The 26,325-nt window shown below is 72.1% G+C and carries 26 protein-coding genes; 10 read left to right on the plus strand and 16 right to left on the minus strand.

Translation table 11 applies throughout. The annotated features are described in order from the left end of the window. Positions 1-110 precede the first annotated feature (110 nt). On the minus strand, positions 111-1,130 hold the full coding sequence (locus ACSHXC_RS17575) for a hypothetical protein (RefSeq protein WP_438292489.1): 1,020 nt from the start codon (positions 1,128-1,130) through the stop codon (positions 111-113). Positions 1,131-1,252: 122 nt separating this feature from the next. On the opposite strand from ACSHXC_RS17575, the gene ACSHXC_RS17580 reads away from it, so the two are divergent. After that, positions 1,253-3,787 (plus strand): helicase-associated domain-containing protein, encoded by a 2,535-nt coding sequence (locus ACSHXC_RS17580; RefSeq protein ID WP_438292490.1) that lies wholly within the window; start codon positions 1,253-1,255, stop codon positions 3,785-3,787. 288 nt (positions 3,788-4,075) lie between these two features. On the opposite strand, the gene ACSHXC_RS17585 is transcribed toward ACSHXC_RS17580, so the two are convergent. The 3 genes from ACSHXC_RS17585 to ACSHXC_RS17595 form a co-directional block, all read right to left on the minus strand. Next, a complete protein-coding gene (locus tag ACSHXC_RS17585) occupies positions 4,076-5,275 on the minus strand; it encodes an SPFH domain-containing protein (RefSeq protein ID WP_438292491.1) in 1,200 nt (399 codons plus the stop codon). Between the two features lie 24 nt (positions 5,276-5,299). Beyond that, entirely contained in the window at positions 5,300-5,551 is a 252-nt protein-coding gene (locus ACSHXC_RS17590; protein ID WP_189965201.1) for a hypothetical protein, read from the minus strand. 91 nt (positions 5,552-5,642) lie between these two features. Then, positions 5,643-6,023 (minus strand): hypothetical protein, encoded by a 381-nt coding sequence (locus ACSHXC_RS17595; RefSeq protein WP_438292492.1) that lies wholly within the window; start codon positions 6,021-6,023, stop codon positions 5,643-5,645. A gap of 206 nt (positions 6,024-6,229) precedes the next feature. On the opposite strand from ACSHXC_RS17595, the gene ACSHXC_RS17600 reads away from it, so the two are divergent. Beyond that, a complete protein-coding gene (locus ACSHXC_RS17600) occupies positions 6,230-7,873 on the plus strand; it encodes a DNA repair helicase XPB (RefSeq protein WP_438292493.1) in 1,644 nt (547 codons plus the stop codon). 39 nt (positions 7,874-7,912) lie between these two features. Here the strand turns inward: ACSHXC_RS17600 and ACSHXC_RS17605 are convergent, their stop codons facing one another. Beyond that, the gene (locus tag ACSHXC_RS17605; RefSeq protein ID WP_438292494.1) at positions 7,913-8,116 is read right to left on the minus strand and encodes a hypothetical protein; all 204 of its coding nucleotides are present in this window, start codon (positions 8,114-8,116) and stop codon (positions 7,913-7,915) included. Positions 8,117-8,304: 188 nt separating this feature from the next. Here ACSHXC_RS17605 and ACSHXC_RS17610 point away from each other — a divergent pair, with 188 nt between their 5' ends. Then, on the plus strand, positions 8,305-9,204 hold the full coding sequence (locus ACSHXC_RS17610; protein WP_438292495.1) for a sigma-70 family RNA polymerase sigma factor: 900 nt from the start codon (positions 8,305-8,307) through the stop codon (positions 9,202-9,204). A gap of 105 nt (positions 9,205-9,309) precedes the next feature. Continuing rightward, positions 9,310-11,385: a HelD family protein gene (locus ACSHXC_RS17615; RefSeq protein ID WP_438292496.1), complete on the plus strand. Its 2,076-nt coding sequence runs from the start codon at positions 9,310-9,312 to the stop codon at positions 11,383-11,385. Positions 11,386-11,400: 15 nt separating this feature from the next. Here ACSHXC_RS17615 and ACSHXC_RS17620 read toward each other — a convergent pair whose 3' ends face one another. The 3 genes from ACSHXC_RS17620 to ACSHXC_RS17630 form a co-directional block, all read right to left on the minus strand. Further along, positions 11,401-11,760 carry a hypothetical protein gene (locus tag ACSHXC_RS17620; RefSeq protein ID WP_438292497.1) on the minus strand — a complete coding sequence of 120 codons (360 nt, stop codon included), beginning with the start codon at positions 11,758-11,760 and terminating at the stop codon, positions 11,401-11,403. Positions 11,761-11,966: 206 nt separating this feature from the next. Then, positions 11,967-12,272, minus strand: coding sequence for a DUF397 domain-containing protein (locus ACSHXC_RS17625; protein ID WP_438292498.1), 306 nt, complete (start codon positions 12,270-12,272; stop codon positions 11,967-11,969). Continuing rightward, entirely contained in the window at positions 12,269-13,105 is an 837-nt protein-coding gene (locus ACSHXC_RS17630) for a helix-turn-helix domain-containing protein (RefSeq protein WP_438292499.1), read from the minus strand. Before ACSHXC_RS17630 ends, ACSHXC_RS17625 begins: the two co-directional genes overlap by 4 nt. 209 nt (positions 13,106-13,314) lie before the next feature. Between ACSHXC_RS17630 and ACSHXC_RS17635 the strand changes: the two genes are divergently transcribed. Further along, positions 13,315-13,728 (plus strand): ATP-binding protein, encoded by a 414-nt coding sequence (locus tag ACSHXC_RS17635; protein ID WP_438296646.1) that lies wholly within the window; start codon positions 13,315-13,317, stop codon positions 13,726-13,728. Between the two features lie 97 nt (positions 13,729-13,825). On the opposite strand, the gene ACSHXC_RS17640 is transcribed toward ACSHXC_RS17635, so the two are convergent. The 3 genes from ACSHXC_RS17640 to ACSHXC_RS17650 form a co-directional block, all read right to left on the minus strand. Then, positions 13,826-14,251 carry a hypothetical protein gene (locus ACSHXC_RS17640; protein WP_438292500.1) on the minus strand — a complete coding sequence of 142 codons (426 nt, stop codon included), beginning with the start codon at positions 14,249-14,251 and terminating at the stop codon, positions 13,826-13,828. Between the two features lie 172 nt (positions 14,252-14,423). Then, positions 14,424-15,404 carry a helix-turn-helix domain-containing protein gene (locus ACSHXC_RS17645; protein ID WP_438292501.1) on the minus strand — a complete coding sequence of 327 codons (981 nt, stop codon included), beginning with the start codon at positions 15,402-15,404 and terminating at the stop codon, positions 14,424-14,426. A 213-nt stretch (positions 15,405-15,617) separates the two neighbouring features. Beyond that, entirely contained in the window at positions 15,618-16,307 is a 690-nt protein-coding gene (locus ACSHXC_RS17650) for a copper homeostasis protein CutC (RefSeq protein WP_438292502.1), read from the minus strand. 281 nt (positions 16,308-16,588) lie between these two features. Between ACSHXC_RS17650 and ACSHXC_RS17655 the strand changes: the two genes are divergently transcribed. After that, positions 16,589-18,859 carry a heavy metal translocating P-type ATPase gene (locus ACSHXC_RS17655; protein WP_438292503.1) on the plus strand — a complete coding sequence of 757 codons (2,271 nt, stop codon included), beginning with the start codon at positions 16,589-16,591 and terminating at the stop codon, positions 18,857-18,859. 34 nt (positions 18,860-18,893) lie between these two features. On the opposite strand, the gene ACSHXC_RS17660 is transcribed toward ACSHXC_RS17655, so the two are convergent. Further along, positions 18,894-19,772: a sigma-70 family RNA polymerase sigma factor gene (locus ACSHXC_RS17660; RefSeq protein WP_438292504.1), complete on the minus strand. Its 879-nt coding sequence runs from the start codon at positions 19,770-19,772 to the stop codon at positions 18,894-18,896. A gap of 144 nt (positions 19,773-19,916) precedes the next feature. Continuing rightward, positions 19,917-21,155: a hypothetical protein gene (locus ACSHXC_RS17665; RefSeq protein ID WP_438292505.1), complete on the minus strand. Its 1,239-nt coding sequence runs from the start codon at positions 21,153-21,155 to the stop codon at positions 19,917-19,919. Between the two features lie 213 nt (positions 21,156-21,368). Here ACSHXC_RS17665 and ACSHXC_RS17670 point away from each other — a divergent pair, with 213 nt between their 5' ends. From ACSHXC_RS17670 to ACSHXC_RS17680, 3 genes are all read left to right on the plus strand, one after another. Then, positions 21,369-22,004 (plus strand): HD domain-containing protein, encoded by a 636-nt coding sequence (locus tag ACSHXC_RS17670; protein ID WP_438292506.1) that lies wholly within the window; start codon positions 21,369-21,371, stop codon positions 22,002-22,004. Positions 22,005-22,072: 68 nt separating this feature from the next. Further along, a complete protein-coding gene (locus ACSHXC_RS17675) occupies positions 22,073-22,618 on the plus strand; it encodes a GNAT family N-acetyltransferase (RefSeq protein WP_438292507.1) in 546 nt (181 codons plus the stop codon). Between the two features lie 270 nt (positions 22,619-22,888). Beyond that, a complete protein-coding gene (locus ACSHXC_RS17680) occupies positions 22,889-24,094 on the plus strand; it encodes a Cmx/CmrA family chloramphenicol efflux MFS transporter (protein ID WP_438296648.1) in 1,206 nt (401 codons plus the stop codon). Between the two features lie 91 nt (positions 24,095-24,185). On the opposite strand, the gene ACSHXC_RS17685 is transcribed toward ACSHXC_RS17680, so the two are convergent. The 3 genes from ACSHXC_RS17685 to ACSHXC_RS17695 all read right to left on the minus strand — a co-directional run bounded on the left by ACSHXC_RS17685 (position 24,186) and on the right by ACSHXC_RS17695 (position 25,266). Next, entirely contained in the window at positions 24,186-24,389 is a 204-nt protein-coding gene (locus ACSHXC_RS17685; RefSeq protein ID WP_053724154.1) for a cold-shock protein, read from the minus strand. Positions 24,390-24,643: 254 nt separating this feature from the next. Further along, positions 24,644-24,910, minus strand: coding sequence for a DUF4031 domain-containing protein (locus ACSHXC_RS17690; protein WP_438292508.1), 267 nt, complete (start codon positions 24,908-24,910; stop codon positions 24,644-24,646). Next, a complete protein-coding gene (locus ACSHXC_RS17695) occupies positions 24,907-25,266 on the minus strand; it encodes a hypothetical protein (RefSeq protein ID WP_053724152.1) in 360 nt (119 codons plus the stop codon). The genes ACSHXC_RS17690 and ACSHXC_RS17695 overlap by 4 nt, the downstream gene beginning before the upstream one ends. 114 nt (positions 25,267-25,380) lie before the next feature. On the opposite strand from ACSHXC_RS17695, the gene ACSHXC_RS17700 reads away from it, so the two are divergent. Further along, on the plus strand, positions 25,381-26,298 hold the full coding sequence (locus tag ACSHXC_RS17700) for a MurR/RpiR family transcriptional regulator (RefSeq protein ID WP_438292509.1): 918 nt from the start codon (positions 25,381-25,383) through the stop codon (positions 26,296-26,298). Positions 26,299-26,325 lie beyond the last annotated feature (27 nt).

Raw genomic sequence — 26,325 nt, forward strand, 5'->3', positions numbered from 1 at the left:
ACGGGCGCCGAAGATGACGGGCCGCAGACGCCGAGCAAGGGCAACCCACCGCTGGAAGCCGAGGCTTCTCACCCTGCGGAACGGGCGGGCGAGTGGGAAAACGCGCCCCCTCACTTCCCGCCCCGCTGGGACCGCCACACCAAGAACCCCGCCGACGACACCGCCGCCACCCTGATCAGCCACGGCCACATCCCGGTCAGGGCCGCCCCCATCTCGCCCTGCGCGATCGGGTCGCCCCAGCGGCCGTCCTGGCGGCCCCAGAGCCAGACCAGGCCGCCGAGCAGGGTCAGGCCCGGCATGCCCAGGACCGCCCACTTCGACTCCGCCCGGCTCAGCCTGCGGGACGCGTACGCGAGGAGCCAGCCCGCTCCCAGCGCCAGCCACAGGCCGAACAGCGCGCCCGCCACCAGCAGGGCCGCCGCGATGAGCAGGAGGGGGTTCGTCAGGCCGGGACGCACCTCGGCGGCAGAGCGGCGCAGGCGCAGTCCCCGCCGCCGCACCGGAGCCTCCCCCACCACGTCGTCGGCCTCGACGTCCTCCTCCGCCGCCTCGACCGACTCGGCCGGCTCCTCCTCGCCCTCCCCGGGCGGCTTCAGAAGCTCCGGGATCTCCACCCCGCCCACGAACCCCGCCACGGAGTCACCCGCGCCGCCCCCCAGCGGGCCGGGCTCGACCCGCCACCAATCGGGTTCGTCGCCTTGCACGCCGAGCTCGTCCATGCCCGCGAGATGCGGCGGCGCGGGCAGCGTGGGCGGCGCCTCGTCCGGTTCGACCGAGCGCGGACGCGGGACGCGTTTGCCCCGCCCCGGGAACAGCCGGTCCCGCTGAACCGGCACGGCCACATCCGGCGCCGCCTCCGGAACGTAGGGCGCGGCAAAACCGGAACCCGCTCCCGCCCCCGAGCCGGACGCGGCCCGCTCCACGACCTCCTCCGGCGTCCCGAACCGCCCGAGAACACGCCGTACCGTCGCCGGTGTCTCGCTCCCGTACTTCGCCCGCTGCTTGTCGATCTCGTTGCGCAGCGACGACACCAGGCGCATCCGGTCCCCGGAGGGCAGTTGCCGCTGCTGGGCCAGGTCGCCGACCCGGCTCAGGTAGTCGTAGACCAGCTGGTCGCTCTCGATCCCCACGCGCGTTTCCCCTCCGCGGACCCCGCCCGCGGCCGTCCGACGGCCGCGTCCGCCGGTCCGGTCGCGTTTCGGACACCGGCTCTGGGTCCTGACGGTAGCGCGCACGGGCTACCGTGGGGCGGATGGGGACCGGCGAGCGCAATCAGGAGGCGCACGTGCCCGAAGGAACGACCGGCGCGACGAACAGGGCTGCCGCGGCGCCCCGAGCCGCCGCCACGGCATCCGGCACCGCCGCGTCGGCACCCCGTACCCTCGCCGAGGCCCTGCGCTCGCGCCCCGACGAGTCCCTCGCCGCGCTGCTGCGCACCCGCCCCGACCTGCTCAGCCCCGTACCGGGCGACCTCACCCAGCTGGCCACCCGCGCCGGCACCCGCGCCTCGGTCGTACGGGCCCTCGAACGGCTGGACAGCTTCGCGCTGCAGACCGCCCAGGTCCTGGCCGTGGCCCCGGACCCGGCCCCGTACGACGCCGTACGCAGCCTGCTCGCCGGGGACGACGGCGATCGGGAGGTCGAGGCCGCGCTGCCCGGCGCGCTCGCCGCGCTGCGCGAACAGGCCCTGGTCTGGGGCGGCGACGACCGGCTGCGCCTGGTGCGCACCGCCCGCGAACTGCTCGCCCCCTCCCCCACACACCCCTCCCCGACCGGCCTCGGCCCGACCGTCGCGGAGGCCACCGCGGGGATGTCTCCGGGCCGCGTCCAGGAGATCCTCCAGGCCGCCGGGCTGCCGGCCACGCACGACCCGGTGTCCGCGGTCGCCGCGCTGACCTCGCTGTTCACCGACCGCGCGAGGATGACGGAGCTGCTCGACTCCGCGCCGTCCGAGGCGCTCACGGTCCTCGACCGCCTGGTGTGGGGCCCGCCGTACGGCGAGGTGTCCGCCGATCCGCCGCCCCCGGTGCGCTGGCTGCGCGACCACGGCCTGCTCCTTCCGGCCTCCGCGCGCACCCTGGTGCTGCCGCGCGAGGTCGCCCTGCACCTGCGCGCCGGGCGAGCGCACCGCACGACCGAGCCGGTACCGCCCGCCGTCGCGCCGCTGCGCGAATACCGTCCACAGGTTGTGGACGCGACCGCCGCGGGCCAGGCGTTCATGGCACTGACCACCGTCGAGGACCTGCTCGCCGAGTGGAACGAGGGCGGCCCCGCCGTGCTGCGCGCCGGAGGCCTGTCCGTACGGGACCTCAAGCGCACCGCGACCGCCCTGGACGCGCCCGAGCCGGTCGCCGCGTTCTGGCTCGAACTCGCTTATGCGGCAGGCCTGTTGGCGTCCGACGGCGAGGCGGACGAGCGCTATGCGCCGACCCCCGAGTACGACGCCTGGCTGGAGCTGCCGCCCGCGCAGCGGTGGGCCCGGCTCGCGGTGGCCTGGCTGGCCGCGACCCGTACCGCCGGGCTCGTCGGCGAGCAGGACGCCAAGGGCCGCACCCTCTCGGCGCTCGGCCCCGACCTCGACCGCTCGCCCGCGCCCGAGGTCCGCCACCGCGTCCTGACCCTGCTCACCACCCTGCCCGACGCCACCTCGCCGGACCCCGAATCGCTGCTCGCCCGCCTCCGCTGGGAGCGCCCGGCCCGCAGCGGCCCCGACGACCTGCGCTCGCGCCTGGCCCAATGGACGCTGTCCGAGGCCGAGTTGCTGGGCGTGACCGGCCGGGGCGCGCTGACCACCCACGGCCGCGCCCTGCTCGCCCCCGCCTCCGGCCCCGTCGAACGCGAGACGCTCGGCCTGCTCGCCGCGAAGGCGCTGGCCCCGCACCTGCCCGAGCCCGTCGACCACGTCCTGCTCCAGGCGGACCTGACGGCGGTCGCGCCCGGCCCGCTCAGGCGTCCGCTCGCGGCGATGCTGGGGGTGCTCGCGGACATCGAGTCCAAGGGCGGCGCCACCGTCTACCGCTTCACCGCGGGTTCGGTCCGCCGCGCCCTGGACGCCGGTCAGACCGCCTCCGACCTGCAGTCCTTCCTGACCGACCACAGCCGTACGCCGGTGCCGCAGCCGCTCAGCTACCTCATCGACGACGTGGCCCGCAGACACGGCCACCTCCGGGTGGGCGCCGCTTCGGCGTACGTACGCTGCGACGACGAGGCGATGCTGGGCGAGATCCTCGCCGACAAGCGCAGCCAGCCCCTGCGGCTGCGCCGCCTCGCCCCGACCGTCCTGGCCACCACGGCCGAGCCGGCCGCGCTGCTCGACGGGCTGCGCTCCATGGGGTACGCGCCGGCCGCCGAGTCCGCCGAGGGCGATGTCCTGATCACCCGCGCCGACTCCCGCCGCACCCCGCGCCGCGCGGCGCCCGTCCCGGTCCCGGACGGCCCGCCCCTGCCGGACGAGACACTCCTTGACGCGGCGGTACGGGCGATTCGTGCGGGGGACACGGCGGCGACGGTCGTCCGCAAGTCGCCGGAGGCGGCGCGGACGGACAGCTCCCTGCCGCGGACGTCCCCGGCGGAGACCCTGGCGACGGTGCAGGCGGCGGCGATGACGGGCTCGGCGCTGTGGATCGGGTACGTGAACGCGGAGGGCACGGCGAGCCAGCGGGTCATCGCACCCGTGCGGGTGGAGGGCGGCTTCGTCACCGCGTACGACCACACGGCGGACGAGGTCCGCACGTATCCACTGCACCGCATCACAGGCGTGTCCGAACTGGCCGACGACCCGGCCTGACCCATCCCCCTGGGGCTCCGCCCCAGACCCCGGGGGGAGTGGGGGCGGGTGCGGACCGTGCGTGGTTGCTCGCGCAGTTCCCCGCGCCCCCAGCAGGATCGATCCTGGCCAGCGTCGGCATCTTCAGCCTGTCCGGCGTTTGAGGACGAGCGCCCTTTAGGCGCGAACGGGGTCTGGGGCGGAGCCCCAGGGTTCTTCAACCCCCGGAGGGTCTCGGGAAGGGGCGGGGTGGGGACTGCGCGCGCAGCGCAAGGCCACCCGCGCCCGACAACACCCCCGCACTGGCGGCTAGTCGATGTCGACCGGCCCGTCCCCCTTGCCCTCCGGGCGGGACGGCTCGGCCTTGCCGGACAGCAAGCCCGGCAGGGACAGCTGGGCCCCGGCCTTGGAGTCCGGGCGCGGGTCGCCGGACCCGCTCAGGTTCTGCCGGACCGAGTCCAGGATCGTCAGCCCCTGGCCCACCAGACCCGCCGCGATCTCGCCGAGCCCGTCCGCCCCGTTCAGCACATTGACGTTCGCCCCCGCGAGACCCCCCGCCGCTTCCTTCACGATCTGCGGCAGCTGGTCGATCAGCATCCGGTCGAGCGCGACCCGGTCGTACGACGCCGCGGCCTCCGCCTGGATCTTCATGCGCTCGGCCTCGGCGATCGCGAGCACCTTGATGCGCTCGGCCTCGGCCTGGGCCGGCTTGACGATCTCGGCGACCAGCTGCTGCTGGCGGAGCTCGGCGGCGCGCTGGGCCAGTTCGGTCTGCGCGAGGAGCACCTCCTGCTGGGCGTGGGCCTGCGCGAGCGGCCCGGCCTGCGCGGCCTGGGCCTGCGCGCGGTCGACCTCCGCCGAGTACTCGGCCTTCACGACCGCGGTCTGCCGCGCGTACTCCGCCTGGTTGCGCGCCGCGACCTGCTCGGCCTCGACCGAGGCCTGGGTGGCCTGCGCCTGCGCGACCTGCGCGGCCCGCTGGATGGCAGCCTTGTGCGGCGCGGACATCGCGTCGATGTAGCCGACGTCGCCGTCGTCGATGGACTGGATCTGCAGCGAGTCGACGATCAGGCCGATCTTCGCCATCTCGGTCTTCGAGGTCTCCAGGACCTCCGCCGCGAGCTTCTGCCGCTCGGTGACGATCTCCTCGACGGTCATCGAGCCGATGATGGACCGCAGGTGACCGGCGAAGATCCGGCCGGTCAGGACCGACATCTGGTCCTGGTCGGACAGGAAGCGCTGCCCCGCGTTCACAATGGACTCGGTGTCGTTGCCGACCTTGAACGCGATCACCGCGCGCACGTGCAGCGCGATGCCCTGCCTCGTCACACAGGTCTCGGTGACCTCGGCCTCGCACATCGACAGCGTGAGGAAGCGGGTCTTGCGGAAAATCGGCAGGACGAACTTGCCGTGGCCGGTCACTACGCGGAACGGGGCACCCCCGAGACCGCGCCTGCCACCCGAGATCAGCATCGCCTCGTCGGGGGCGGGCACCCGGTAACCGAACATCCTTTGTCTCCTTAGAAACGACTCTTAGCCGGCGTCGGCGGAGAAGCCGCCCAACGCGTCCAACGGATCGGCCCACTCGATGACGTCCACCTGGCGGGTGCCACGGGATCCGATCACGAGCACGGTCGCCCCCTTCGGCAGGGGTTCCTCCGACCAGGCGAGGAAGGCCTCCGTACCGCCTCGTACGCTCACCACGACCTCGCCGGGTCCGGCGGTTCCACGGGTGGCGACGAGCAGCACTCCGGGGCAGCCGATGACGGCATCGTCCTGATCCACGGCCTGGCGCCCCCCATCGTTCTGGTCCTGGATTCCAGACCTTAGACCTGCCGGGATCAGCCGCCTATCCTCGGGCCGCCTTGTGCGGGACCTACCCCTCGTAATTCCACCCGAAGAGCAGGGCGACGCACAGGAACACGATCAACAGGCCCATGGCCAGGACCTTCGAGATCATGAGGGCCACGCCCACACCCGAGGCCGCCAGACCTGTGCGCGCTCCCCGCAGACCCCGCCGGTGCGGAAGCAGCCAGCTCGCGCCGACCAGCGCCACCGGCAGCGCGTAGAACAGCGCGACCATGTCCGGTGTGGACCCGACCCCGGACATCACCGAGAGGTCGAACCACGCGGACAGCACCAGCGCCAGCGTGCACACGGAAGGCACCACCCACCACCGGGCGTCCGGCCCGTCGGCCGGCGCCCAGCGCCGGGTCAGGTCCTGCTGGTGGGCGAAGGGGTTCCACTGCGTCGTCATGCCCCCATCCCACCGCCCGCCCCCGCCCCACCGGCACCGTCCGCATACTCATCCGGTACTCGTCCGGTACTCATCCACGAGCCCCCGTACTCACCCCGGCACCAGGCACCCCCGCGTACGGGAGCCCATCGGAGCCGCCGATGCGGCAGACTGGAAGTTTGCCCGCCCTGCCCGGCGGGCCATCCGTCGGAAGGGACATGCCCCAGGTGACCGGACCACTCATCGTCCAGAGCGACAAGACCCTGCTCCTGGAGGTCGACCACGAGCAGGCCGACGCCTGCCGTCGCGCCATCGCGCCCTTCGCGGAGCTGGAGCGGGCCCCCGAGCACATCCACACCTACCGCGTGACGCCGCTCGGCCTGTGGAACGCGCGGGCCGCCGGGCACGACGCGGAGCAGGTCGTCGACGCGCTGGTCGAGTACTCGCGCTACCCCGTCCCGCACGCCCTGCTCGTCGACATCGCCGAGACGATGGCCCGCTACGGCCGCCTCACCCTGAGCAAGCACCCCACCCACGGCCTCGTCCTGACCTCGACCGACCGGCCCGTACTCGAAGAGATCCTGCGCTCGAAGAAGGTCACCCCGCTGGTCGGCGCCCGCATCGACGCGGACACGGTCGCCGTGCACCCCTCCGAGCGCGGCCAGATCAAGCAGACCCTCCTGAAGCTGGGCTGGCCGGCCGAGGACCTCGCCGGGTACGTCGACGGCGAGGCCCACCCGATCGAGCTCGCCGAGGACGGCTGGGCGCTGCGCCCGTACCAGAAGCAGGCCGTCGAGGGCTTCTGGCACGGCGGCAGCGGTGTGGTCGTGCTGCCCTGCGGCGCCGGAAAGACGCTGGTCGGGGCCGGTGCGATGGCCGAGGCGAAGGCGACCACGCTGATCCTGGTCACCAACACGGTCTCGGCCCGCCAGTGGAAGCACGAGCTGGTGAAGCGCACCAGCCTGACCGAGGACGAGATCGGCGAGTACAGCGGGACGCGGAAAGAGATCCGGCCGGTCACGATCGCGACGTACCAGGTGCTCACCACTCGCCGTAAGGGCGTGTACCCGCACCTGGAGCTGTTCGACTCGCGGGACTGGGGTCTGATCGTCTACGACGAGGTGCACCTGCTGCCCGCGCCGGTCTTCAAGTTCACCGCCGACCTCCAGGCCCGCCGCCGCCTCGGTCTGACCGCGACGCTGGTCCGCGAGGACGGCCGCGAGTCGGACGTGTTCTCGCTCATCGGGCCGAAGCGGTTCGACGCCCCGTGGAAGGAGATCGAGGCGCAGGGCTACATCGCGCCCGCCGACTGCGTCGAGGTCCGCGTCAATCTCACGGACTCCGAGCGCCTCGCGTACGCGACCGCCGAGACCGAGGAGAAGTACCGCTTCTGCGCGACGACCGCGACGAAGCGGAAGGTCACGGAGGCGCTGGTACGGAAGTTCGCGGGCCAGCAGATCCTCGTCATCGGCCAGTACATCGACCAGCTCGACGAGCTGGGCGAGCACCTGAACGCGCCGGTCATCAAGGGCGAGACCCCCAACGCCCAGCGCGAGAAGCTCTTCGACGCGTTCCGGGAGGGCGAGATCAGCGTCCTGGTGGTGTCCAAGGTGGCGAACTTCTCGATCGACCTGCCGGAGGCGACCGTCGCGATCCAGGTGTCGGGCACGTTCGGCTCCCGCCAGGAGGAGGCCCAGCGCCTCGGCCGGGTCCTGCGCCCGAAGGCGGACGGCCACCAGGCCCACTTCTACTCGGTGGTCGCCCGCGACACCATCGACCAGGACTTCGCGGCCCACCGCCAGCGCTTCCTGGCCGAACAGGGCTACGCCTACCGGATCATGGACGCGGACGAACTCCTCTCAGGCAACTGAGAGTTGACCACCACAGCCAATGGTGCGACCGGCTGACTGTCAGTGGTGACGGCGGTGAACGCCGGCCTCCTCCGCGTACTCCCCCATGACGACGACGCTGAACGCGGCACCGGCGAGGACCTTGGCGGCACGGACGGCGTTGCCGATCATGTGGGTACGGTGAGGGGCGGCGCCCGAGGCCGTGGCGCCCTTGGGGGTGCCGGGGCAGGCGGAGGGGGCTGGGGTGAAGGTCGCTGCACTCATGTATCCATGATGGATTCCGGACAACCCAGGCACGTCGCTCCCGGGGCTGAACCTCCTCACCTCCCGCGTAGTCCTCTGGTCCGACCCCGTCCCCTACGGGTATGAGCAGCGATCTCCACCCACCTGTCACATCTGCACGCTCTCCCTTGTCAGAGCAGCGCCACCACGCGACGGAGGAATGACGAGACATGGACGACGACGAATACCTCGCGCAGCGCTTCGAGGAGCACCGCGGGCATCTGCGTGCGGTGGCGTACCGGATGCTCGGTTCGCTCAGCGAGGCCGAGGACGCCGTCCAGGAGGGCTGGCTGCGGGCCAGCCGCGCGGACAGCAGCGCGGTCGACAACCTGGGCGGCTGGCTGACCACGATCGTGGGCCGGATCTGCCTGAACATGCTGCGTTCGCGAAGCACCCGGCGGGAGGCGGCGCTGGATGTCGAGGAGTACGAGTACGTCCACGTCCCGGACCCGATCGTGGGCTCGGTGGACGTGGTGGACCCGGAGCAGGAGGTACTGCTCGCGGACTCGGTGGGCCTGGCGCTGATGGTGGTCCTGGAAACCCTGTCCCCCGCCGAACGCCTCTCCTTCGTCCTCCACGACATGTTCGCGGTGCCGTTCGAGGACATCGCGCCGATCGTGGACAAGACGCCGGCGGCGACGCGCCAGCTGGCGAGCCGGGCGAGGAGGCGGGTGCAGGGCCAGTCCCCGTCGCCGTCCGTCGACCGCACTCGCCAGCGCGAGGTGGTGGACGCCTTCATCTCGGCAGCCCGGGGAGGCGACTTCGAGGCCCTCCTCGCGCTCCTGGACCCGGACGTGCTGCTGCGGGCGGACGCGGGTTCGCTGCCGGCGACGAAGCTGGTGCGGGGGGCGAGGGTGGTGGCCGAACAGGCCTACACCTTCCGCAAGTTCGCGGCGCTCAACCAGCCGGTCCTGGTCAATGGCATGCCGGGCATCGTGGCGGCGAAGGACGGCCGGGCGTTCTCGCTCCTGTCCTTCACGCTGGGTGCGGACGGCCGGATCACGGAGATGAACATTCTGGCGGACCCGAAGCGGATGGCGAACCTGGACGTGTCGTTCTTGCCGGGGTGACGGGCCCCCGCCCCTCGGGAAGGGGCGGGGTGGGGGAAAACCATTGGCCTCCCGCCCCGCCCCGCGCCTAAAATCCCCCCTCCGCCAAACCGCCGGAGGCACCCCGTGCAGACGCACGACCCCGAACCCCCCGCCCCCCAGGACCCCCTGCACCACGAACGCACCCACCTGGCCAAATCCCGCGCAGCCCTCCGCGCGATGCGCGAAGACGTCGAGAACCTCGACATCAAGGACGTCACCGCGAACTGGGTCAACGCCGCCGTCCTCCAGCGCCAGATCGACGACCGCATCAAGGCCCTCGCGGACCTCTCCCACACCCCCCTCTTCTTCGGCCGCCTGAACTACCTGCACGCCCCCGGCGCGGACCTGGCCGAAGGGGCGGAGGGAGAGCAGTTCTACATCGGACGCCGGCACGTCCACGACGCCGACGGCGACCCGATGGTCATCGACTGGCGCGCCCCCGTCTCGCAGCCGTTCTACCGCGCGTCGAAGAAGGACCCGATGGACATCGGGCTGCGCCGCCGCTTCGGCTACACGGGCGGCGACCTGACGGCGTACGAGGACGAGCACCTCACCGACCCCGCCGAGGCCGCCACCACCAGCAAGCTGCTGCAGGCCGAGATCGAGCGCCCCCGCGTCGGCCCCATGCGCGACATCGTCGCCACGATCCAGCCCGAGCAGGACGAGATCGTACGGTCCGGCCTGAGCGGCAGCGTGTGCGTGCAGGGCGGCCCCGGCACGGGAAAGACCGCCGTCGGCCTGCACCGGGTCGCGTACCTCCTCTACGCCCACCGCGACCGCCTCGCCCGCACCGGCACCCTGGTCATCGGCCCGAACAGGTCCTTCCTGCACTACATCGAGCAAGTCCTCCCGGCCCTTGGCGAGTTGGAGGTGAAGCAGGCGACGGTCGACGACCTCGTGACGACGGGTATCGAGGTGCGCGGCACCGACGAGGCCGGGTCGGCCGTCGTCAAGGGCGACGCCCGCATGGCCGAGGTGCTCCGCAAGGCCGTCTGGTCCCACGTCACCACCCCCGCCGAGCCCCTGGTGGTCGTACGAGGTTCGCGCCGCTGGCGGGTTCCTGCGTACGAACTCGCCGAGATCGTCGAGGAGTTGAGGGACCGGGACATCCGTTACGGCGCCGCCCGCGAGGCCCTGCCGCAGCGGATCGCGCACACGGTTCTCGTACGGATGGAGCAGGCGGGCGAGGCCCCCGACGACCGGGTCCAGGACGCGGTGGCCCGGAACACGGCGGTGAAGGCGGCCGTGAAGGAGATCTGGCCCCCTGTCGACCCGGCGAAGCTGGTCCTGCGCCTGCTCAGCGACCCCGATTTCCTGGCGGAGCACGCCGAGGGCATCCTCACAGCGGACGAGCAGAAGACGATCACCTCAGCCAAGCCCGCGCGCAGCGTGAAGTCGGCGAAGTGGACGGCGGCGGACGCGGTCCTCATCGACGAGGCGAACGACCTGGTCGCCCGCACCCACTCGCTGGGCCATGTCGTACTCGACGAGGCGCAGGACCTCTCCCCCATGCAGTACCGCGCGGTGGGCCGCCGCTGCACGACCGGTTCGGCGACGGTGCTCGGCGACCTGGCGCAGGGCACCACGCCCTGGGCGACGGCGAGTTGGGCCGAGGCGCTGCGTCACCTCGGCAAGGACGATGCGGTGATCGAGGAGCTGACGGCCGGTTTCCGCGTGCCGCGCGAGGTCATCGCGTACGCCTCGAAGCTGCTGCCGTCGATCTCCCCCGGCCTGGCGGCGGTGGAGTCGGTACGTGAGACGCCGGGCTCGCTGGACGTACGGGAAACACGCGAGCCGGCGGAACTGGACGCGGATGTCGTGGCGGCCTGCGTGGAGTCCCTGGCGCACGAGGGCTCGATCGGCCTGATCGCCGCCGATGCCCGAATTCCCGTACTGACGGCGGCACTTGAAGCGGCGAACCTCCCCTACCTGGCCCCGGGCGAGGAGACGACTGCCGAGTCCCGCCTGACCCTGGTCCCGGCCTCGCTGGCGAAGGGCCTGGAGTACGACTACGTGGTACTGGACGAGCCGGCGGCGGTCGTGGACGGCGAGCCCGACGAGCGCACGGGCCTGCGCCGCCTGTACGTGGCCCTGACCCGAGCGGTCTCGGGCCTGACCGTCGTCCACACGGCCCCGCTGCCGAGGCAACTGGCCGGGTGACGCGGGACGGCCGCGTCAGGCCGGTGCCCCGCCCCTCCAGCACGCTCGGTTGCGAGGCTCGGCCTCAGGGCTGAAGCGTTCCTCCAGGCCATTCGCGAGGGCCCGCAGCACGGCGCCGCCGTCGCCGTGGAACGAGGAGCCGTGCATCACAGCCGGCGTCGTCGGCTCCAGGTCGGCCAGGGAGCGGAGCGGCTGCGCGGCGGCGGTCAGGCAGGAGGTCTGCCGGAAGGCGGCCTCCGCGTTCAGCGCCTGGTCGGTCAGGTCGTCGCCGGCGACCGCGGGGCCGTTGCCGGCGTCTCGCCGTGCGTCATCGGCCGCGACCAGCAGCGCCGGGCGACCTATAGGGGCGCGGGGAGCTGCACGAGCAACCCCCACCACCCGCAGGCCAAAACGCGGCAAGGGGGCCCGGCGCACAGCCCCAGGGTGCCCGCACTCGAAAGCCCCCCTCCGGAGGGGCTCAGTGCGGCAGCGCCCCGATCAGCGCATCGAGCAGCCCAGGGCTTAACGCCCCACTACTCCTGTCCCTCAACTGCCTTGATTCTGCTGCCACTTGGGGTCGCGTACGTGACGACCCGCGAACGTCAGCCCCGCCCCGCGAAGGCGACGAAGTCGCCCCAGGCGGCGGGAGAGAGGGTGAGCTGAGGGCCGGATTTGTTCTTGGAGTCCCGGATGTGGATGGTGGTGGGGCCTGCGGCCACCTCTACGCAGTCATCGCCGTCGCCGCCGCTGTAGCTGGACTTGCTCCAGCATTCGGCGACCTCGACGCAGTCGCCGCTTGAACCGCTGCTGTACGTCGACTTCCGCCAGACGTGAGCGACTTCAACACAGTCGCCGCTGGAGTCGCCGCTGTAGCTGCTCTTGAACCATGCCGGTGCGGTGGTGCTCATAGCGCTCCTCGCAGTCGCTCCAACAGGCCTACGGATTCCTCGTAGGTCATGGCCTGTGAGCGCAGTTTCGCATACCGCATATGGAGCGTGCTGATCACTTGGGGATCGGAGATGAACTGGCCGCTCTCCTGCCCCTCGCAGTACCCGAACCACCTGTTGCCAGGCGTCTCTAGCAGTTGGATCGGGCCGTCCAGCGCAGCATGAACGTCCCTCTCCATAGGCACGATTTGGAACTGCACGTTGCGAGGCGCGACACATGCCAGCGCATGATCAATGAGCTCGCGGGTCACCTCCGGCCCACCCGTACGCCGCAGGAAGACGTGCTCCTCGACGATGAAGCTGTACGAGGTGCTCGGCCGCTCGGTCAGGAGCCTCTGCCGTTCCAGACGAGCCGAAATCTGCGACTCCAGCTGCTCGTCGGTCAGCGGTGGCAGGCGCTCACTGAACAGCACCCGGGCGTACGCCTCCGTCTGAAGCAGCCCCGGCACCAGCCGGGACTCGTACGTGTACAGGCTGATCGCCTCCCGCTCCAGGAGGGCCCACTTGCGGAACCAGGATGCGAGGCCCGGCTGCCTGCTCAAATAGCGGGCCGCCTTCTTCAGCGCCCCCGTGTTGCCCGTGGCCGCCTCCGTGCCCTCGATGAAATCGGGGTAGGCCATGCGGCGCCCCAACTCCACCGAGGCGACGGTGTGTTTGGAGTAGCCGACCAGCGTCGCGAGCTCCTCGCGGCTGAGGCCGGCGTGTTCGCGCAGGGCCTGGACGACCGCGCCGAACGTCCGCAGACTGTCGGAGCAGTCGGGCTCCCCATCGTGTGCTTCGTGGTCCCATGCCATCGGCGGCCACCTCCCGGTGAACGGATCGCCCCGCGTTCGCAACTCACCCAGAGTTACGGCACACGATGCGTACCGTCTACACCGCGTGCGCGTACGCTCGCGGAGCGTACGCGGCGGATGCCTGGTCGCGGGCGATCCGGCCCCGGCACGGTGGTTGCATGCACCTCGAAACCGAAGCAAGAGCCCGTCAACTTCCGGCTACCGTGCGTATGTTCAGAAAGCGGTTCGCGTCGACGCGGCGGGCGACGGTCCTGGCGCGGAGGCTGGCGCAGGGGCAGCTGGAGGCGTGGGGCGTCCCGCACGGCAGCGAGGCCTCCGGCACGGCGGCGCTGATCGTGGCGGAGCTGGCCGCGAACGCGGTACTGCACGCGTACGTGTCCGGACGGGGCTTCGAGCTGGGGCTGCTGCTGCGCGAGGACGGCGTACTGCGCATCGAGGTGACCGACACCCGGGCGGACAAGGCGCTGCCGGTGGTGGCCGTCGGCGCGCCCGCCGACTCCGAGTCAGGACGCGGCCTGCTCATCGTCCAGGAGTTCGCCGACCACTGGGGCACGGCCGAGGGCCCACCCCCGCTGAAGACGGTGTGGGCCCAACTGGCAGTCAGTGAGAGCTACTTCGTATGAGCTCCAGGGTGAGCAGCACCTACGCGGCACACGCCGCGGCGCCGGCCACGAAGAGACCACCCCCGTGGATCTCTTCGTGGCGGGGCGGCCGGGGCGGCTACGAAGAGACGACGATCGAGTAGATGCTCACCGTGTCGCCCTTGGCCTCGCCGTTGACCTGGTCGACCCGCAGGTAGACGCTCGTACCTTCCGGGATGTCCCGGGAGAAGGAGGACCAGCGGCTGCCGTCCTTGAAACAATCGCTCAGCACGGCCGGGGCCCCGATCCGGTGGTCCGGCCAGAACGGCACGTTCTCCCACATCGAGATAGCCACGGTGTTCTTGTGGGGCCCGTTGCCCTTGGAGTGGCACCCCTGGAAGCTGGCCTTGGAGCCGCTGTAGTGCGACGTCCAGCTACGGGATTCGAACCCGGCCCGCACGTCGACCATCCTGCCCTGCCAGCTCGCGGCCATGGCCATGGGCGAGTCGAGAAGGACCACGAGGCCCGCCATCCCCGCGAGCACGGCAGTCCGGGACTTCTTCATCCCCCGCATTTTTCCTTTGCCCCTCATTCGGCGTCTGACATCCGGAATCCGGCATTCGGCATTCGGTGTGAGCCGGTGCTGCGTCATGACGTGATTGCCTTCAGCCTGCCGGAGGGGGCGGGGGAAGTCGTTTGCACAGGGTTCACAGTTCTTGGCACTCAGTGCACTGGCGTCAACTGCGGGGGTGGAGCGCCTGTCGGCGGAAGTCCTTGGGCGGCACGCCGTACGCGCCCCGGAAGGCACGCGTGAAGTCTGCGGCCCGGGTGAATCCCCAGCGGGCGGCGATGGCGTGGATGGGCGTGGCGCACATCGCCGGGTCGGCGAGATCGCGGCACGCCCGCTCCAGCCGCTGACGGCGTACCCAGGCCGCGACGGTCTCGTCCTCGTCCCGGAAGAGCCGGTGCAGATAACTGGTCGAGATGTGGTGCGCGGCGGCAATGGAGGTGGGCGTCAACTGCGGATCGTGCAGGTTGCGTTGTACGTGGTCGCGGATGCGGTGGACGAGGGCGCGGGTACGGGTCTCGGGCGGCAGGACGCGGTCGGCGTCGAGGGTGTGCGCGAAGAGGGCGGACAGCAGGTCGACGAGCACGGTCCCGAGGCGGGGGCCGTCGCAGGGCTGGTAGCAACTGGTGTCGGCGGCGAGCCGCGTGACGAACTGCACGAGCAGCGCGCCCATGCCGTCCTTGCCGCAGATGGCCTGCGCGAAAAGGCGGTCCATGGTGTGTTGCGGCAGGTGAAGGATGGCCTTGGGAACCTCGATCCCTATCCCCTGGAACAGGTCGGCCCCGTTGGAGCAGGTGACTTCGAAGGCCCGGGAGCTGTCGAAGAGTTGTATGTCGTAGGCGCCGTACAAGGCCCTCTGGTCGTCGAAGGCGACTCGGTTGTTCCCGTTCAACGGGATCCCGATGTGGAACGACTCGGGGTCGGACTGGCGGATGAGCCTGGGGGTGCGGCGGAAGGTGAGGGACTGGTGGGTGGCGGGCCACATGTGGACGGCGCCGAGGTTCAGGACGCGTTGGTGTCCGCGGTAGTCGGCGGCGTGTTCGCTGTGGAGGTCGAGGGGGGCGTGGGTGCGGCCGATCCGCTCGCGCCAGAAGTCGAACCGGTCCGCGCCCGGCAGATCCTCAGTCCGAAACACAGCCTCGCACAACATCCCCGCGACTCCTCCACGCTGCCTTTGCATCGCCCTGACCAGGCTTTTCGTTGCGTGGGTCCACCGTCTCAACCGGGGGGTGGGGAGCGCCATTTGGGGGCCGGGCCATCCCACCCCGAGCAACGGGCGGGCGGGAGAGGGGGCCGGGGCTCAGCCCCAAGCCGCCCGAATCCCACGACCCCGCACCGGGAGGTGAAGCCCGCCCCGCCCCCGCTACGCGTCCAGCGCCGCCCGCCACTCCGCAACCGCCGCCGCGGACACCGGCGCCCCCCACCCGTCGGGACGCGACGCCCCGCCGATGTGCACCGCGTCGATCCCCGCCGCCCGCAGCACCGGCAGGTGGGACAGCCGCAGCCCGCCCCCCACGAGGATCCGGGGTTCGTACCCCGGCTCATCCCGACGCGCCGCCTCCGCCAGGAGAACGGGCAGCCCGTCGTCGACCCCCAGCGCCGACCCCGCGGTCAGGTACGTGTCGAGGCCCGGCAGCCCCGAGAGCTCCTTGCGGAGGGCATCCCGGGAGGCGGCCCGGTCGATGGCCCGGTGGAAGGTCCAGCGGCACCCGGACAGCGCGGAGGCCAGGGCCCGTACGGCCGCCATGTCCGGACCCCCGGTCTCGTCGAGGAAGCCGAGGACGAACTCCTCCGCCCCCTCCGCCCGCAGCGCCTCCGCGGACCGTACGAGCGCGGAGACGTCCCCCGCCGCGAACCCGTCCGCCGCCCGCAGCATCACCCGCAGTGGGATGTCGACGGCCGCGCGGATCGCTGCGAAGGTCTCCACGGGCGGGGTCAGCCCGTCGGCCGCCATGTCGGTGACCAGCTCCAGGCGGTCCGCCCCGCCGGCCTGGGCCGCGACGGCGTCCTCCGCGTCGAGCGCGATCACCTCAAGCAGTGCACGGTTGCTCATCTGGCCCCAATCCTCCGTAACCCGGGCCCGGCTCGGCCCCAATAGGTCTAGTCCATTGACCAGCCTACGCCGCGGAATGCCCGCCCACGTGGACGGTAAACGCGGCCGTACGGACCTTTCCGCCGCGCCGGAAGTCCAGGGCGGACGGCACGCGCCCACCCCGGGCGGGGTCGCGCCGAACGAGAACCCCTTGCATCCCATACACCCGGGGGGTATACATGACCTATCGAGATACCCCCTGGGGGTATCAACGGAACTTCGGAGAACTGGGGGACAGAGCCATGCCGGTCAGCCACACCGCCACATCCGGCGCCGCCGACGTCGAGCTCGCCATCGGCGGCATGACCTGCGCCTCGTGCGCGGCCCGGATCGAGAAGAAGCTCAACCGCATGGACGGGGTCGAGGCCACCGTCAACTACGCCACCGAGAAGGCCAAGGTCACCTTCCGCGAGGACGTGTCCGTCGCCGATCTCATCGCCACCGTCGAGGCCACCGGCTACACCGCCCAGGAGCCCGCGCCCGTACGGACCGAGGCCGAAGCCGAAGCCAAGGACGGCGCCGAGCCGGACGACGGGCTGCGGCCGCTGCGGCAGCGGCTGCTCACCGCGGTCGTCCTCGCCGTGCCGGTGATCGCGATGTCGATGGCCCCGGCCCTCCAGTTCGAGTACTGGCAGTGGCTGTCCCTCACCCTGGCCGCGCCGGTCGTCACGTACGCCGCCTGGCCCTTCCACCGGGCCGCCTGGACCAACGCCAGGCACGGCGCGGCGACCATGGACACGCTGATCTCGCTCGGCACCTCGGCCGCGTTCCTCTGGTCCGTGTGGGCGCTGTTCTTCGGCACGGCCGGCATGCCGGGCATGACCCACCCCTTCGAGCTGACCATCGGCCGCTCGGACGGCGCGGGCAACATCTATCTGGAGGCCGCCGCCGGGGTCACCGCCTTCATCCTCGCCGGCCGCTACTTCGAGGCCCGCTCCAAGCGCAAGGCGGGCGCGGCCCTGAAGGCGCTGCTCGAACTGGGCGCCAAGGACGTGACCGTTCTGCGCGCCGACGGCCGCGAACAGACCGTCCCCACAGGCGAGTTGAAGGTCGGCGACCGCTTCCTGGTCCGGCCCGGCGAGAAGATCGCCACCGACGGCGTCGTGGTCGAGGGGACGTCCGCGGTCGACGCCTCCATGCTCACCGGCGAGTCCGTCCCGGTCGAGGTCGCCCCCGGCGACGCCGTCACCGGCGCCACCCTCAACGCGGGCGGCCGCCTCGTCGTCGATGCCTCGCGCGTCGGCGCCGACACCCAGCTCGCCCGTATGGCCAAGCTCGTCGAGGACGCCCAGAACGGCAAGGCCGCCGCCCAGCGCCTCGCCGACCGGATCTCCGCGGTCTTCGTCCCGGTCGTCATCGGCCTCGCGCTCGCCACCCTCGGCTTCTGGCTCGCCACCGGCTCCGGCCTCACCGCCGCGTTCACGGCCGCCGTGGCCGTACTGATCATCGCCTGCCCCTGCGCGCTGGGCCTGGCCACCCCGACCGCCCTCATGGTCGGTACGGGACGGGGCGCCCAGCTCGGCATCCTGATCAAGGGCCCGGAGGTCCTGGAGACCACGCGCAAGGTCGACACGATCGTCCTGGACAAGACCGGCACCGTGACCACGGGCCGCATGACCCTCCTCGCCGTCCACACCGCCGAAGGAGTCACCGAGGCCGACGTCCTGCGGCTGGCAGGCGCGTTGGAGCACTCCTCCGAGCACCCCGTCGCCCGCGCGGTCGCCGACGGAGCGGCTTCCGAGGTCGGTACGCTGCCGGCCCCCGAGGACTTCGCCAACATCGCCGGCCTCGGCGTCCAGGGGATCGTCGACGGGCACGCCGTGCTGGTCGGCCGCGAGAAGCTGCTCACCGAGTGGGCCATGGAGCTGACCCCGGCCCTGAAGCGGGCCAAGGAGGAGGCCGAGGCCGCGGGACGTACCGCCATCGCGGTCGCCTGGGACGGCGAGGCCCGCGCGGTCCTCGAAGTCGCCGACGCGGTCAAGGAGACCAGCCCCGAGGCGATCCGCCGCCTCCGCGCCCTCGGCCTGACCCCGATCCTGCTGACCGGCGACAACCGGGCGGTCGCCGAGGCGGTCGCGGCGGAGGTCGGCATCGAGACCGTGTACGCGGAGGTCATGCCCCAGGACAAGGTCGACGTCGTCAAGTCCCTTCAGGCAGAGGGCCGTTCGGTCGCCATGGTCGGCGACGGCGTCAACGACGCGGCCGCCCTCGCCCAGGCCGACCTCGGCCTCGCGATGGGCACGGGCACGGACGCAGCCATCGAGGCCGGCGACCTCACCCTCGTACGGGGAGACCTGCGGGCGGCGGCGGACGCGATCCGGCTCTCCCGCAAGACGCTGGGCACCATCAAGTCGAACCTGTTCTGGGCCTTCGCCTACAACGTGGCCGCCCTGCCGCTGGCGGCGGCGGGCCTGCTGAACCCGATGATCGCGGGCGCGGCGATGGCGTTCTCGTCGGTGTTCGTGGTGGGCAACTCGCTGCGGCTGAGGCGCTTCAAGGCGGCGGACCACTGATCACCGGTACTCAGGTGATCACCGGCACCGGCCCTCAGGCCGTCAGCACGGTCAGATCGATCCGGCTGAGGCGGTCGGGGTCGGCGAGGATGTCGATGGTGGAGATCCGGCCGTCCGCGATGGTGAAGGCCATGACCGACAGGGGCCGGCCCTCGGTGAGCGAGACGAGTCCCGGGCTGCCGTTGACCAGCGCGAGGATGGTGAACTCGGCGAGCCGGGCCCCGAACAGGGCCCCGTTCGCGACGGCCTCGGCGCCGCGCAGGATGCCGCCGGGCCGGAGTTCGCCGCCGTCGGAACGGGCCACCACGTCCGGGGCGAGCACGGCGACCAGAGCCTCGAAGTCACCGTCGCGGGCCGCCGCCATGAACCCCTCGACCACCGCACGACGGCCGGCGAGGTCGGTGTCGGGGGCCGGGGCGCCGCCCTGGACCCGGCGCCGGGCGCGGGAGGCCAGCTGGCGGGCCGCGGCCGGAGTACGCCCGATGACGGGAGCGATCTCGTCGAAGGGAACGGCGAAGAGGTCGTGCAGAACGAAGGCGAGCCGCTCGGCCGGGTTCAGCGTCTCCAGCACGACGAGCAGGGCCAGACCCACCGAATCGGCGAGCAGTACGTCGCCCTCGGGGCCGGGGTCGTCCGCGCCGCCGACGATGGGGTCGGGCACGCGCAGCCCGAGCGGCTCCTCCCGGCGGGAGGCCCGGCCGCGCAGCATGTCGAGGCAGACCCGCCCGACAACGGTGGTGAGCCAGCCCCCCAGGTTGGCCACCCCCTTGGTGTCCGACCGGCTGAGCCGCAACCAGGCCTCCTGCACGGCGTCGTCGGCCTCGTGGAGCGATCCGAGCATCCGGTAGGCCACCGAGCGCAGCTGCCCCCGATGCGACTCGAACCGCTCCGCCAGATATTCCTGCCCGTCCATGGCCCGCATCCCCTCGTAGCAACCCGATCCGTCACATCGCTGACGCGCCGGCGTCGGCGGATGTGACACGGGTCCGGCGGGACACGACGCCGGCGGCCGCCTCACCGAGGCCGGCCGCCCGAGTCGCTTGTACGGGGGCTTCCGTCATCCGACCGGCTGTTTTTCCGCCTCCACCACGGAACGGGGCTCGGTCCGGGGATGCCGTTCCGGCTGCGCGGCCGCGATGTAGGCGAGCACGGCCATCAGGGCCGGCAGCACGGCGATCGCGGCCGCGAGACCGGCGACCCAGGACGGCGCGGCGGTGATCGCCAGAGCGCTGGAGAGGGTCCGCGAATGGAACTGACCCTCCAGCAGCTGCACGGAGGCCAGCGCGGAGGGCACCAGCACACCGAGGGCGAGAACCACCGGCGATCCGGTGAAGGCCAGCGCCACCCCCAGCAGGAAGCACACACCCGACACGCCGAGGTCGAGGGCGGCGGAGCCGAACGACGCGCCGCCCCGGTGCAGCGGGAGGTAGGCCAGACTGCAGACGACGAGCGCCGCAGACGTCAGCCACCTCGGCCATGCGCGGGGGGTGCCGCTGCCCTGCGTCTGCGCCTGCGCACGGCCACGCCGTTCGGCGGCCGGGACGAAGGCGTCGGCGGGTGCGCCCTGGGCGACCATGGGGAGGCCCGCAGGGGGGTCCACGAACAACAGGGCGGAGTTCGGTTCGTCCGACACCGAAGCCGATGCCCCCTGGGCGGGCTGCGGCGCCTCCAGGTGCTTCTCCTGGGCCAGGCGGCCGATCAGCTGCACGAGGTCCTCGACGGGCCTGTTGGTCGCGGCCGTCCGGATCGCCTCCTCTCCGCAGTGCCGCTCCAGCGGATCCCGGTGCAGCAGCGCCATCAGCCGGGTGACTTCCTCGACGGGCCGGTGTTCGGCCGCGGCGCGGATCGCCTCGTCGGCACTGTCGGGGCTGCGCGGCGGCCGCGTCAGCAGCCCCACCAGCCGGGAGATGTCCTCCACCGAACGGTCCATGCCGACCGCGTGGAGCGCATCGACCGTGGCCCGCGCGTACTCCGGCGACTGCTCCAGGAGCGTGATGAGTTGGACGACCTCCTCCAACGGCCGGTCGGCGACGGCGGCGTGCACCAGACCGTCGACCGGGCTGGAGTACGCGGACCCGGGCTTGCCGGCGACGGGTCGGGCGTCCTCGGCCGGCGGGGACAAGGGAGCGGCCTCGGCCGGCGGGGGCGGCGGGGGCGGCGGCACGTCCTCGGCGGGCGGGGGCGGGGGCGGTTCCACGACGCGTCCCGTGTACCCGACCGGCGGGTACGGGTCGGCCGAGGGAAGAGGCGGTATGCCCGGCGGTTCGGGTAGGGGTGACGAAGAAGGGGTCGTCATGCTCGGCTCCATGGGGACGGGTGCGTTTACCTTTGGCCCACCTGTGCACTGAGTTACCAGTTGTTGCCATTACCTGGTGGTCGGCCCCTTCGCGCCACTTGGATGCGGCATCTGTGTGATCACCATTCGGCGGATCGTCGTCTCCGCCGGGGCGCCTACCGGCACCTGACGGACAGGAGGGTGGGAAAACCGGCCCCCGATACCCTCGGCCGCATGCCCGAAACCGACGCTCTCCGCGCCCGCTTGCACAGTGCCCTGCTCGCAGCCGCCCCCGCCGCGCAGCCGGATCCGTACGCCGATGACCTCCTGGCCCGCTGGGCGGAACCCCACCGCCGCTACCACAACACCGCCCACCTCCAGGCGGTCCTGGACCACATCGACGTACTGGAGCAGCACGCGGACAGCCCCGAACTGGTGCGCCTGGCCGCGTGGTTCCACGACGCCGTGTACCTTCCGGACCGCTCCGAGAACGAGGAACGCTCGGCCCGCCTTGCCGAACGCGCCCTACCCGAGGCCGGGTTGAGCCAGGAGGACACCGCGGAAGTGGCCCGCCTCGTGCGTCTGACCGTCACCCACGCCCCCGAGGACGGCGACGCCAACGGCGCGGTCCTGTGCGACGCCGATCTCGCGATCCTCGCCGCCGCCCCGGAGGCCTACGCCGCGTACGCCGCCGCCGTACGCGAGGAGTACGCCTTCGTACCGGACGAGGCCTTCCGGGCCGGCCGCGCCGAGGTGCTGACCCAACTGCTCGCCCTGCCGAGGCTGTTCCGCACCCCGTACGGAGAACGCGCATGGGAGGCTCCGGCCCGGGAGAACATCGAGGCGGAACTGACCCTGCTCACCGCATGACCGGCCGCATAATCAGCCAAAGCCCACAGCTCACCGCACAACTCCCCCCCGGAAAGCAGGTAACCCGCGTGCTCCCCGTGACAGTCCAGGCCGACCGCATCGCCCTTCACGAGCTGACCCGGGCATCGGCCGCAGAGCTCCAGGACGGCGGCGACGGCGGCTGGGAGTGGGCGCCCGGCGGCCCCCACGAGGGCAGCCGCTTCGCCGCCGGGAAGATGCTGGCGGGCATGGAGACCGGCCGGCACCGCGCCGGCTGGGGCGCGTACGTCATGGTCCGGACCGAGGACGACCGCGCCATCGGCGGCATCGGCTTCCACGGCCCGCCGGAGGACGGCCGCGTCGAGATCGGCTACGACCTCGCGGAGTCCGTACGGGGCCAGGGGTACGCGACCGAGTCCGTCAGGGCGCTGACCGCCTGGGCACTGGCGCAGCCCGACGTCGAGACGGTGTACGCCACGACCGACGAGGACAACACCGCCTCGCAGCGCGTCCTGGAACGGGCGGGCTTTTGCCGCATCGGCGACACCCCGCGCCCGATAGGCGGCCGCGAGGCCCAGCACCTCTTCGAGCGGAACCTCTCCGGGCAGAAACTCTCCGGGCAGAACCGGGACTGACCGGAGCCTGGACCGGCAGGCCCGGCCGAGCTGACCGGGCCCGACACCGACACCGGCACCGGCACCGGCGGGGAATTCCGCGAGCGAGGAACAGCCCGGGGAAATACGTGGGGAATAGCCCGGGGAATACGGAACCGGCCACACACGTTGGCACCCGATATGCCCGCCGAGCCCATACCCACGCCCGTGCCCGCCCCCACTCCCCCCGCAGAAAGCCTCTCCGGCTCCGCTCCGGCGAACTCCTCCGGCTCCGCCTCCGCGGCGAAACGCATGCCGCTCGCCGTCTACATCCTGGGCCTGTCCGTCTTCGCGCTCGGCACGAGCGAGTTCATGCTCACGGGGCTGCTCCCGGCCATCGCGGACGACATGAGCGTGTCGATTCCTCAGGCAGGGCTGCTGATCTCGGCGTTCGCCATCGGCATGGTGGTGGGCGCCCCGCTGCTCGCCGTGGCCACCCTGCGGCTGCCGCGCCGCACCACCCTGATCGCGCTGATCACCGTCTTCGGCCTGGGCCAGGTCGCGGGCGCGCTGGCCCCGAACTACGCGCTGCTCTTCGCCTCGCGCATCGTGTCCGCACTGGCCTGCGCCGGGTTCTGGGCGGTCGGCGCGGCGGTCGCCATCGCGATGGTCCCGGTGAACGCGCGGGCCCGTGCGATGGCCGTCATGATCGGCGGCCTGTCGATCGCGAACGTGCTGGGTGTGCCGCTGGGCGCGCTGCTCGGTGACGGCCTGGGCTGGCGGGCGGCGTTCTGGGCGGTCGGCGCCGCCTCCGCGATCGCGCTGGTCGGCATCGTGACCCGCATCCCGCGCATCCCGCTCCCCACCGAGAAGCCCCGGCTCGGCCGCGAGCTGCGGATCTACCGCGACCCGCAGGTGCTGCTCTCGGTCGCGATCACCGCGCTCGCCGCGGGTGGCGTGTTCTGCGCGTTCAGCTACCTCAAGCCGCTCCTCACCGACGTCGCGCACGTGGACGCGGGCTGGGTCCCGGCCGTGCTCGGCCTGTTCGGTCTGGGCGCGCTGATCGGTACGACGATCGGCGGCCGGGTCGCCGACGCGCACCTCTTCGGCGTGCTGCTCAGCGGCATCACCGCCTCGACGGTGTTCCTGGTCGCGCTCGCGCTGTTCGCCTCCACGCCCGCCGTCGCGATCACTCTGTCGTTCCTGCTCGGCCTCTCGGCGTTCTACACGGCGCCCGCGCTCAACGCCCGCATGTTCAACGTGGGCGGTGCCGCCCCGACGCTGGCCGGCGCGACCACGACGTCCTCGTTCAACCTGGGCAACACCGCGGGCCCCTGGCTCGGCGGCATCGTGATCAGCGCGAACCTGGGCTTCGCCGCCACCGCCTGGGCGGGTGCCGCGATGACGGTTCTCGCCCTCGCCCTGGTCGCCGCCTCCCTGCGTCTGCACAAGTCCCGGTCCCGCGTGGTGGCCCGCTCGACGGACCGGACCCTCGCGGCAGCCCACGCAGAGGTCTGACCCGTACTCGCAGAAGCGCCCCGCACCCATTCCCCGGGTGCGGGGCGCTTCGGTGTTACCCCGGCCGGAGCCGGGGTCACGAGGTCACTGCTCAGGCGGGGGTGACGTTCTCCGCCTGCGGGCCCTTCGGGCCCTGGGTGACGTCGAAGTTGACCTGCTGGTTCTCCTGCAGCTCACGGAAGCCGGTGGAGTTGATCGCGGAGTAGTGGACGAAAACGTCCGGGCCGCCGCCGTCCTGCGCGATGAAGCCGAAGCCCTTTTCCGCGTTGAACCACTTCACGGTGCCGGTTGCCATGTTTTTCCCCTGTCGAGGATCGCGGGGTACTGGCTTGTCAGTACCCCTGGGTGAGGTGATCGCCCTGGTCCTCGGACATTGCTGCACAGCAAACGCCCACGGCGTAAACCGCGGGCGCTGAGACTTCGGAACCACGACTACTGGCAAGGAAGTTAGCCGATCCGCAGTCGTCTGGCTACGGGCCGCAGCCGAACCGGCGACAAGATCCCGCCAGAGAGTGTTCCTCCGCGCACCCCACGCCCCCCGGCCCGGCCTCAGGCCGGGCGCCCCTTCGGCCGCCGCAGCCCCGCCTCCGTGAGACGGCGTACGAGCTCCTTCGAGCCGATCTCCACCGCGCCCGCCCGCACCGCGTCGTCGTACCGGTGCGAGGGCACGTCGTAGTGATCACGTTCGAAGGCTCGCGGCGGGCAGCCGATGGACACCGCGAACGCGTGAAGTTCCTCGTACGAGACGTCGCTGACCAGGTGGGACCACATGCGGCCATGGCCCGGCCAGGTCGGCGGGTCGATGTACAGCGTCATCCGCCGAGACCGCCGACCGGGGCCACCACGACGCCCGCCTTGCCGCACACCCAGTGCGGGTCGGGCCCGAGCTCCGGTTCCACGTCCAGCGCGTGCGGATCGCCCGCGTCGCACACCGGGCACAGCGGCCAGCGCCCATACCTCTCAAGGAGCGCGTCCTGTACGTCCTGGGCGACGAGCCCCGCGACGTACTCCGTGCCCTCGGGCCACTGCTCGACCCACCAGCGCCGGTGGGTGACCGCGTCCTCGACCAGCGAGACGACGTCCGCGTGCGCCACGTCGCGCGCCGCCAGATCCGCCAGGACCAGGGCGCGGGCGGCGTGCAGGGCTTGCTCCAGAGGTTGTACGTCGTCCATGCCCTCCATTGTCACCCCGGCCACACCCGGAGCCCGAGCCGAGGGACCAAGGGCCGGGCGGCGACGGGACCAAAGGGGGTTGACCGGAGAAGAAGCCGAAAATATCTTTCAAGAGTGACCAATGACGTGAAGGAAAGTTTCAGCGGCGGCGCCCCGCCCGCGCCGGCGGCCCTCGCGGCCAAGGTGCGCACGCTCGCGCCGTCCATGACCCGCTCCATGCAGCGGGTCGCCGAAGCGGTCGCCGGGGACCCGGCCGGCTGCGCGGCCCTCACGGTCACCGGCCTCGCCGAGCTCACCGGCACCAGCGAGGCCACCGTGGTGCGCACCGCCCGCCTGCTCGGCTACCCCGGCTACCGCGACCTGCGCCTCGCGCTCGCCGGGCTCGCCGCCCAGCAGCAGTCGGGGCGGGCCCCGGCCGTCACCGCCGACATAGCCGTCGACGACCCGATCGCGGACGTCGTCGCGAAGCTGGCTTACGACGAGCAGCAGACCCTCGCCGACACCGCGGCCGCCCTCGACACCGTCCAGCTCGGCGCCGCCGTAAGCGCGTTGGCGGGTGCCCGGCGGATCGACATCTACGGCGTCGGCGCCTCCTCGCTCGTCGGCCAGGACCTGGCGCAGAAGCTCCTGCGCATCGGCCTCATCGCGCACGCCCACACCGACCCGCACCTCGCCGTCACCAACGCCGTGCAGCTGCGCTCCGGCGACGCGGCGGTCGCGATCACCCACTCCGGCTCCACCGGCGACGTCATCGAGCCGCTGCGGGTCGCCTTCGACCACGGCGCCACCACGATCGCGATCACCGGCCGCCCGGACGGCCCGATCTCTCAGTACGCGGACCACGTGCTGACCACCTCCACGGCCCGCGAGAGCGAACTGCGCCCGGCCGCCATGTCGTCCCGCACGAGTCAACTCCTCGTCGTGGACTGCCTGTTCATCGGCATCGCCCAGCGCACGTACGAGACGGCGGCCCCGGCCCTGTCCGCCTCGTACGAGGCACTCGCCCACCGCCACAACCCCCGCACCCGCTAGCCGCCGTACGCAGAGAAAGAGCCGCCG

This window comes from Streptomyces sp. HUAS TT7 (assembly GCF_051550175.1).
Taxonomy (GTDB): domain Bacteria; phylum Actinomycetota; class Actinomycetes; order Streptomycetales; family Streptomycetaceae; genus Streptomyces.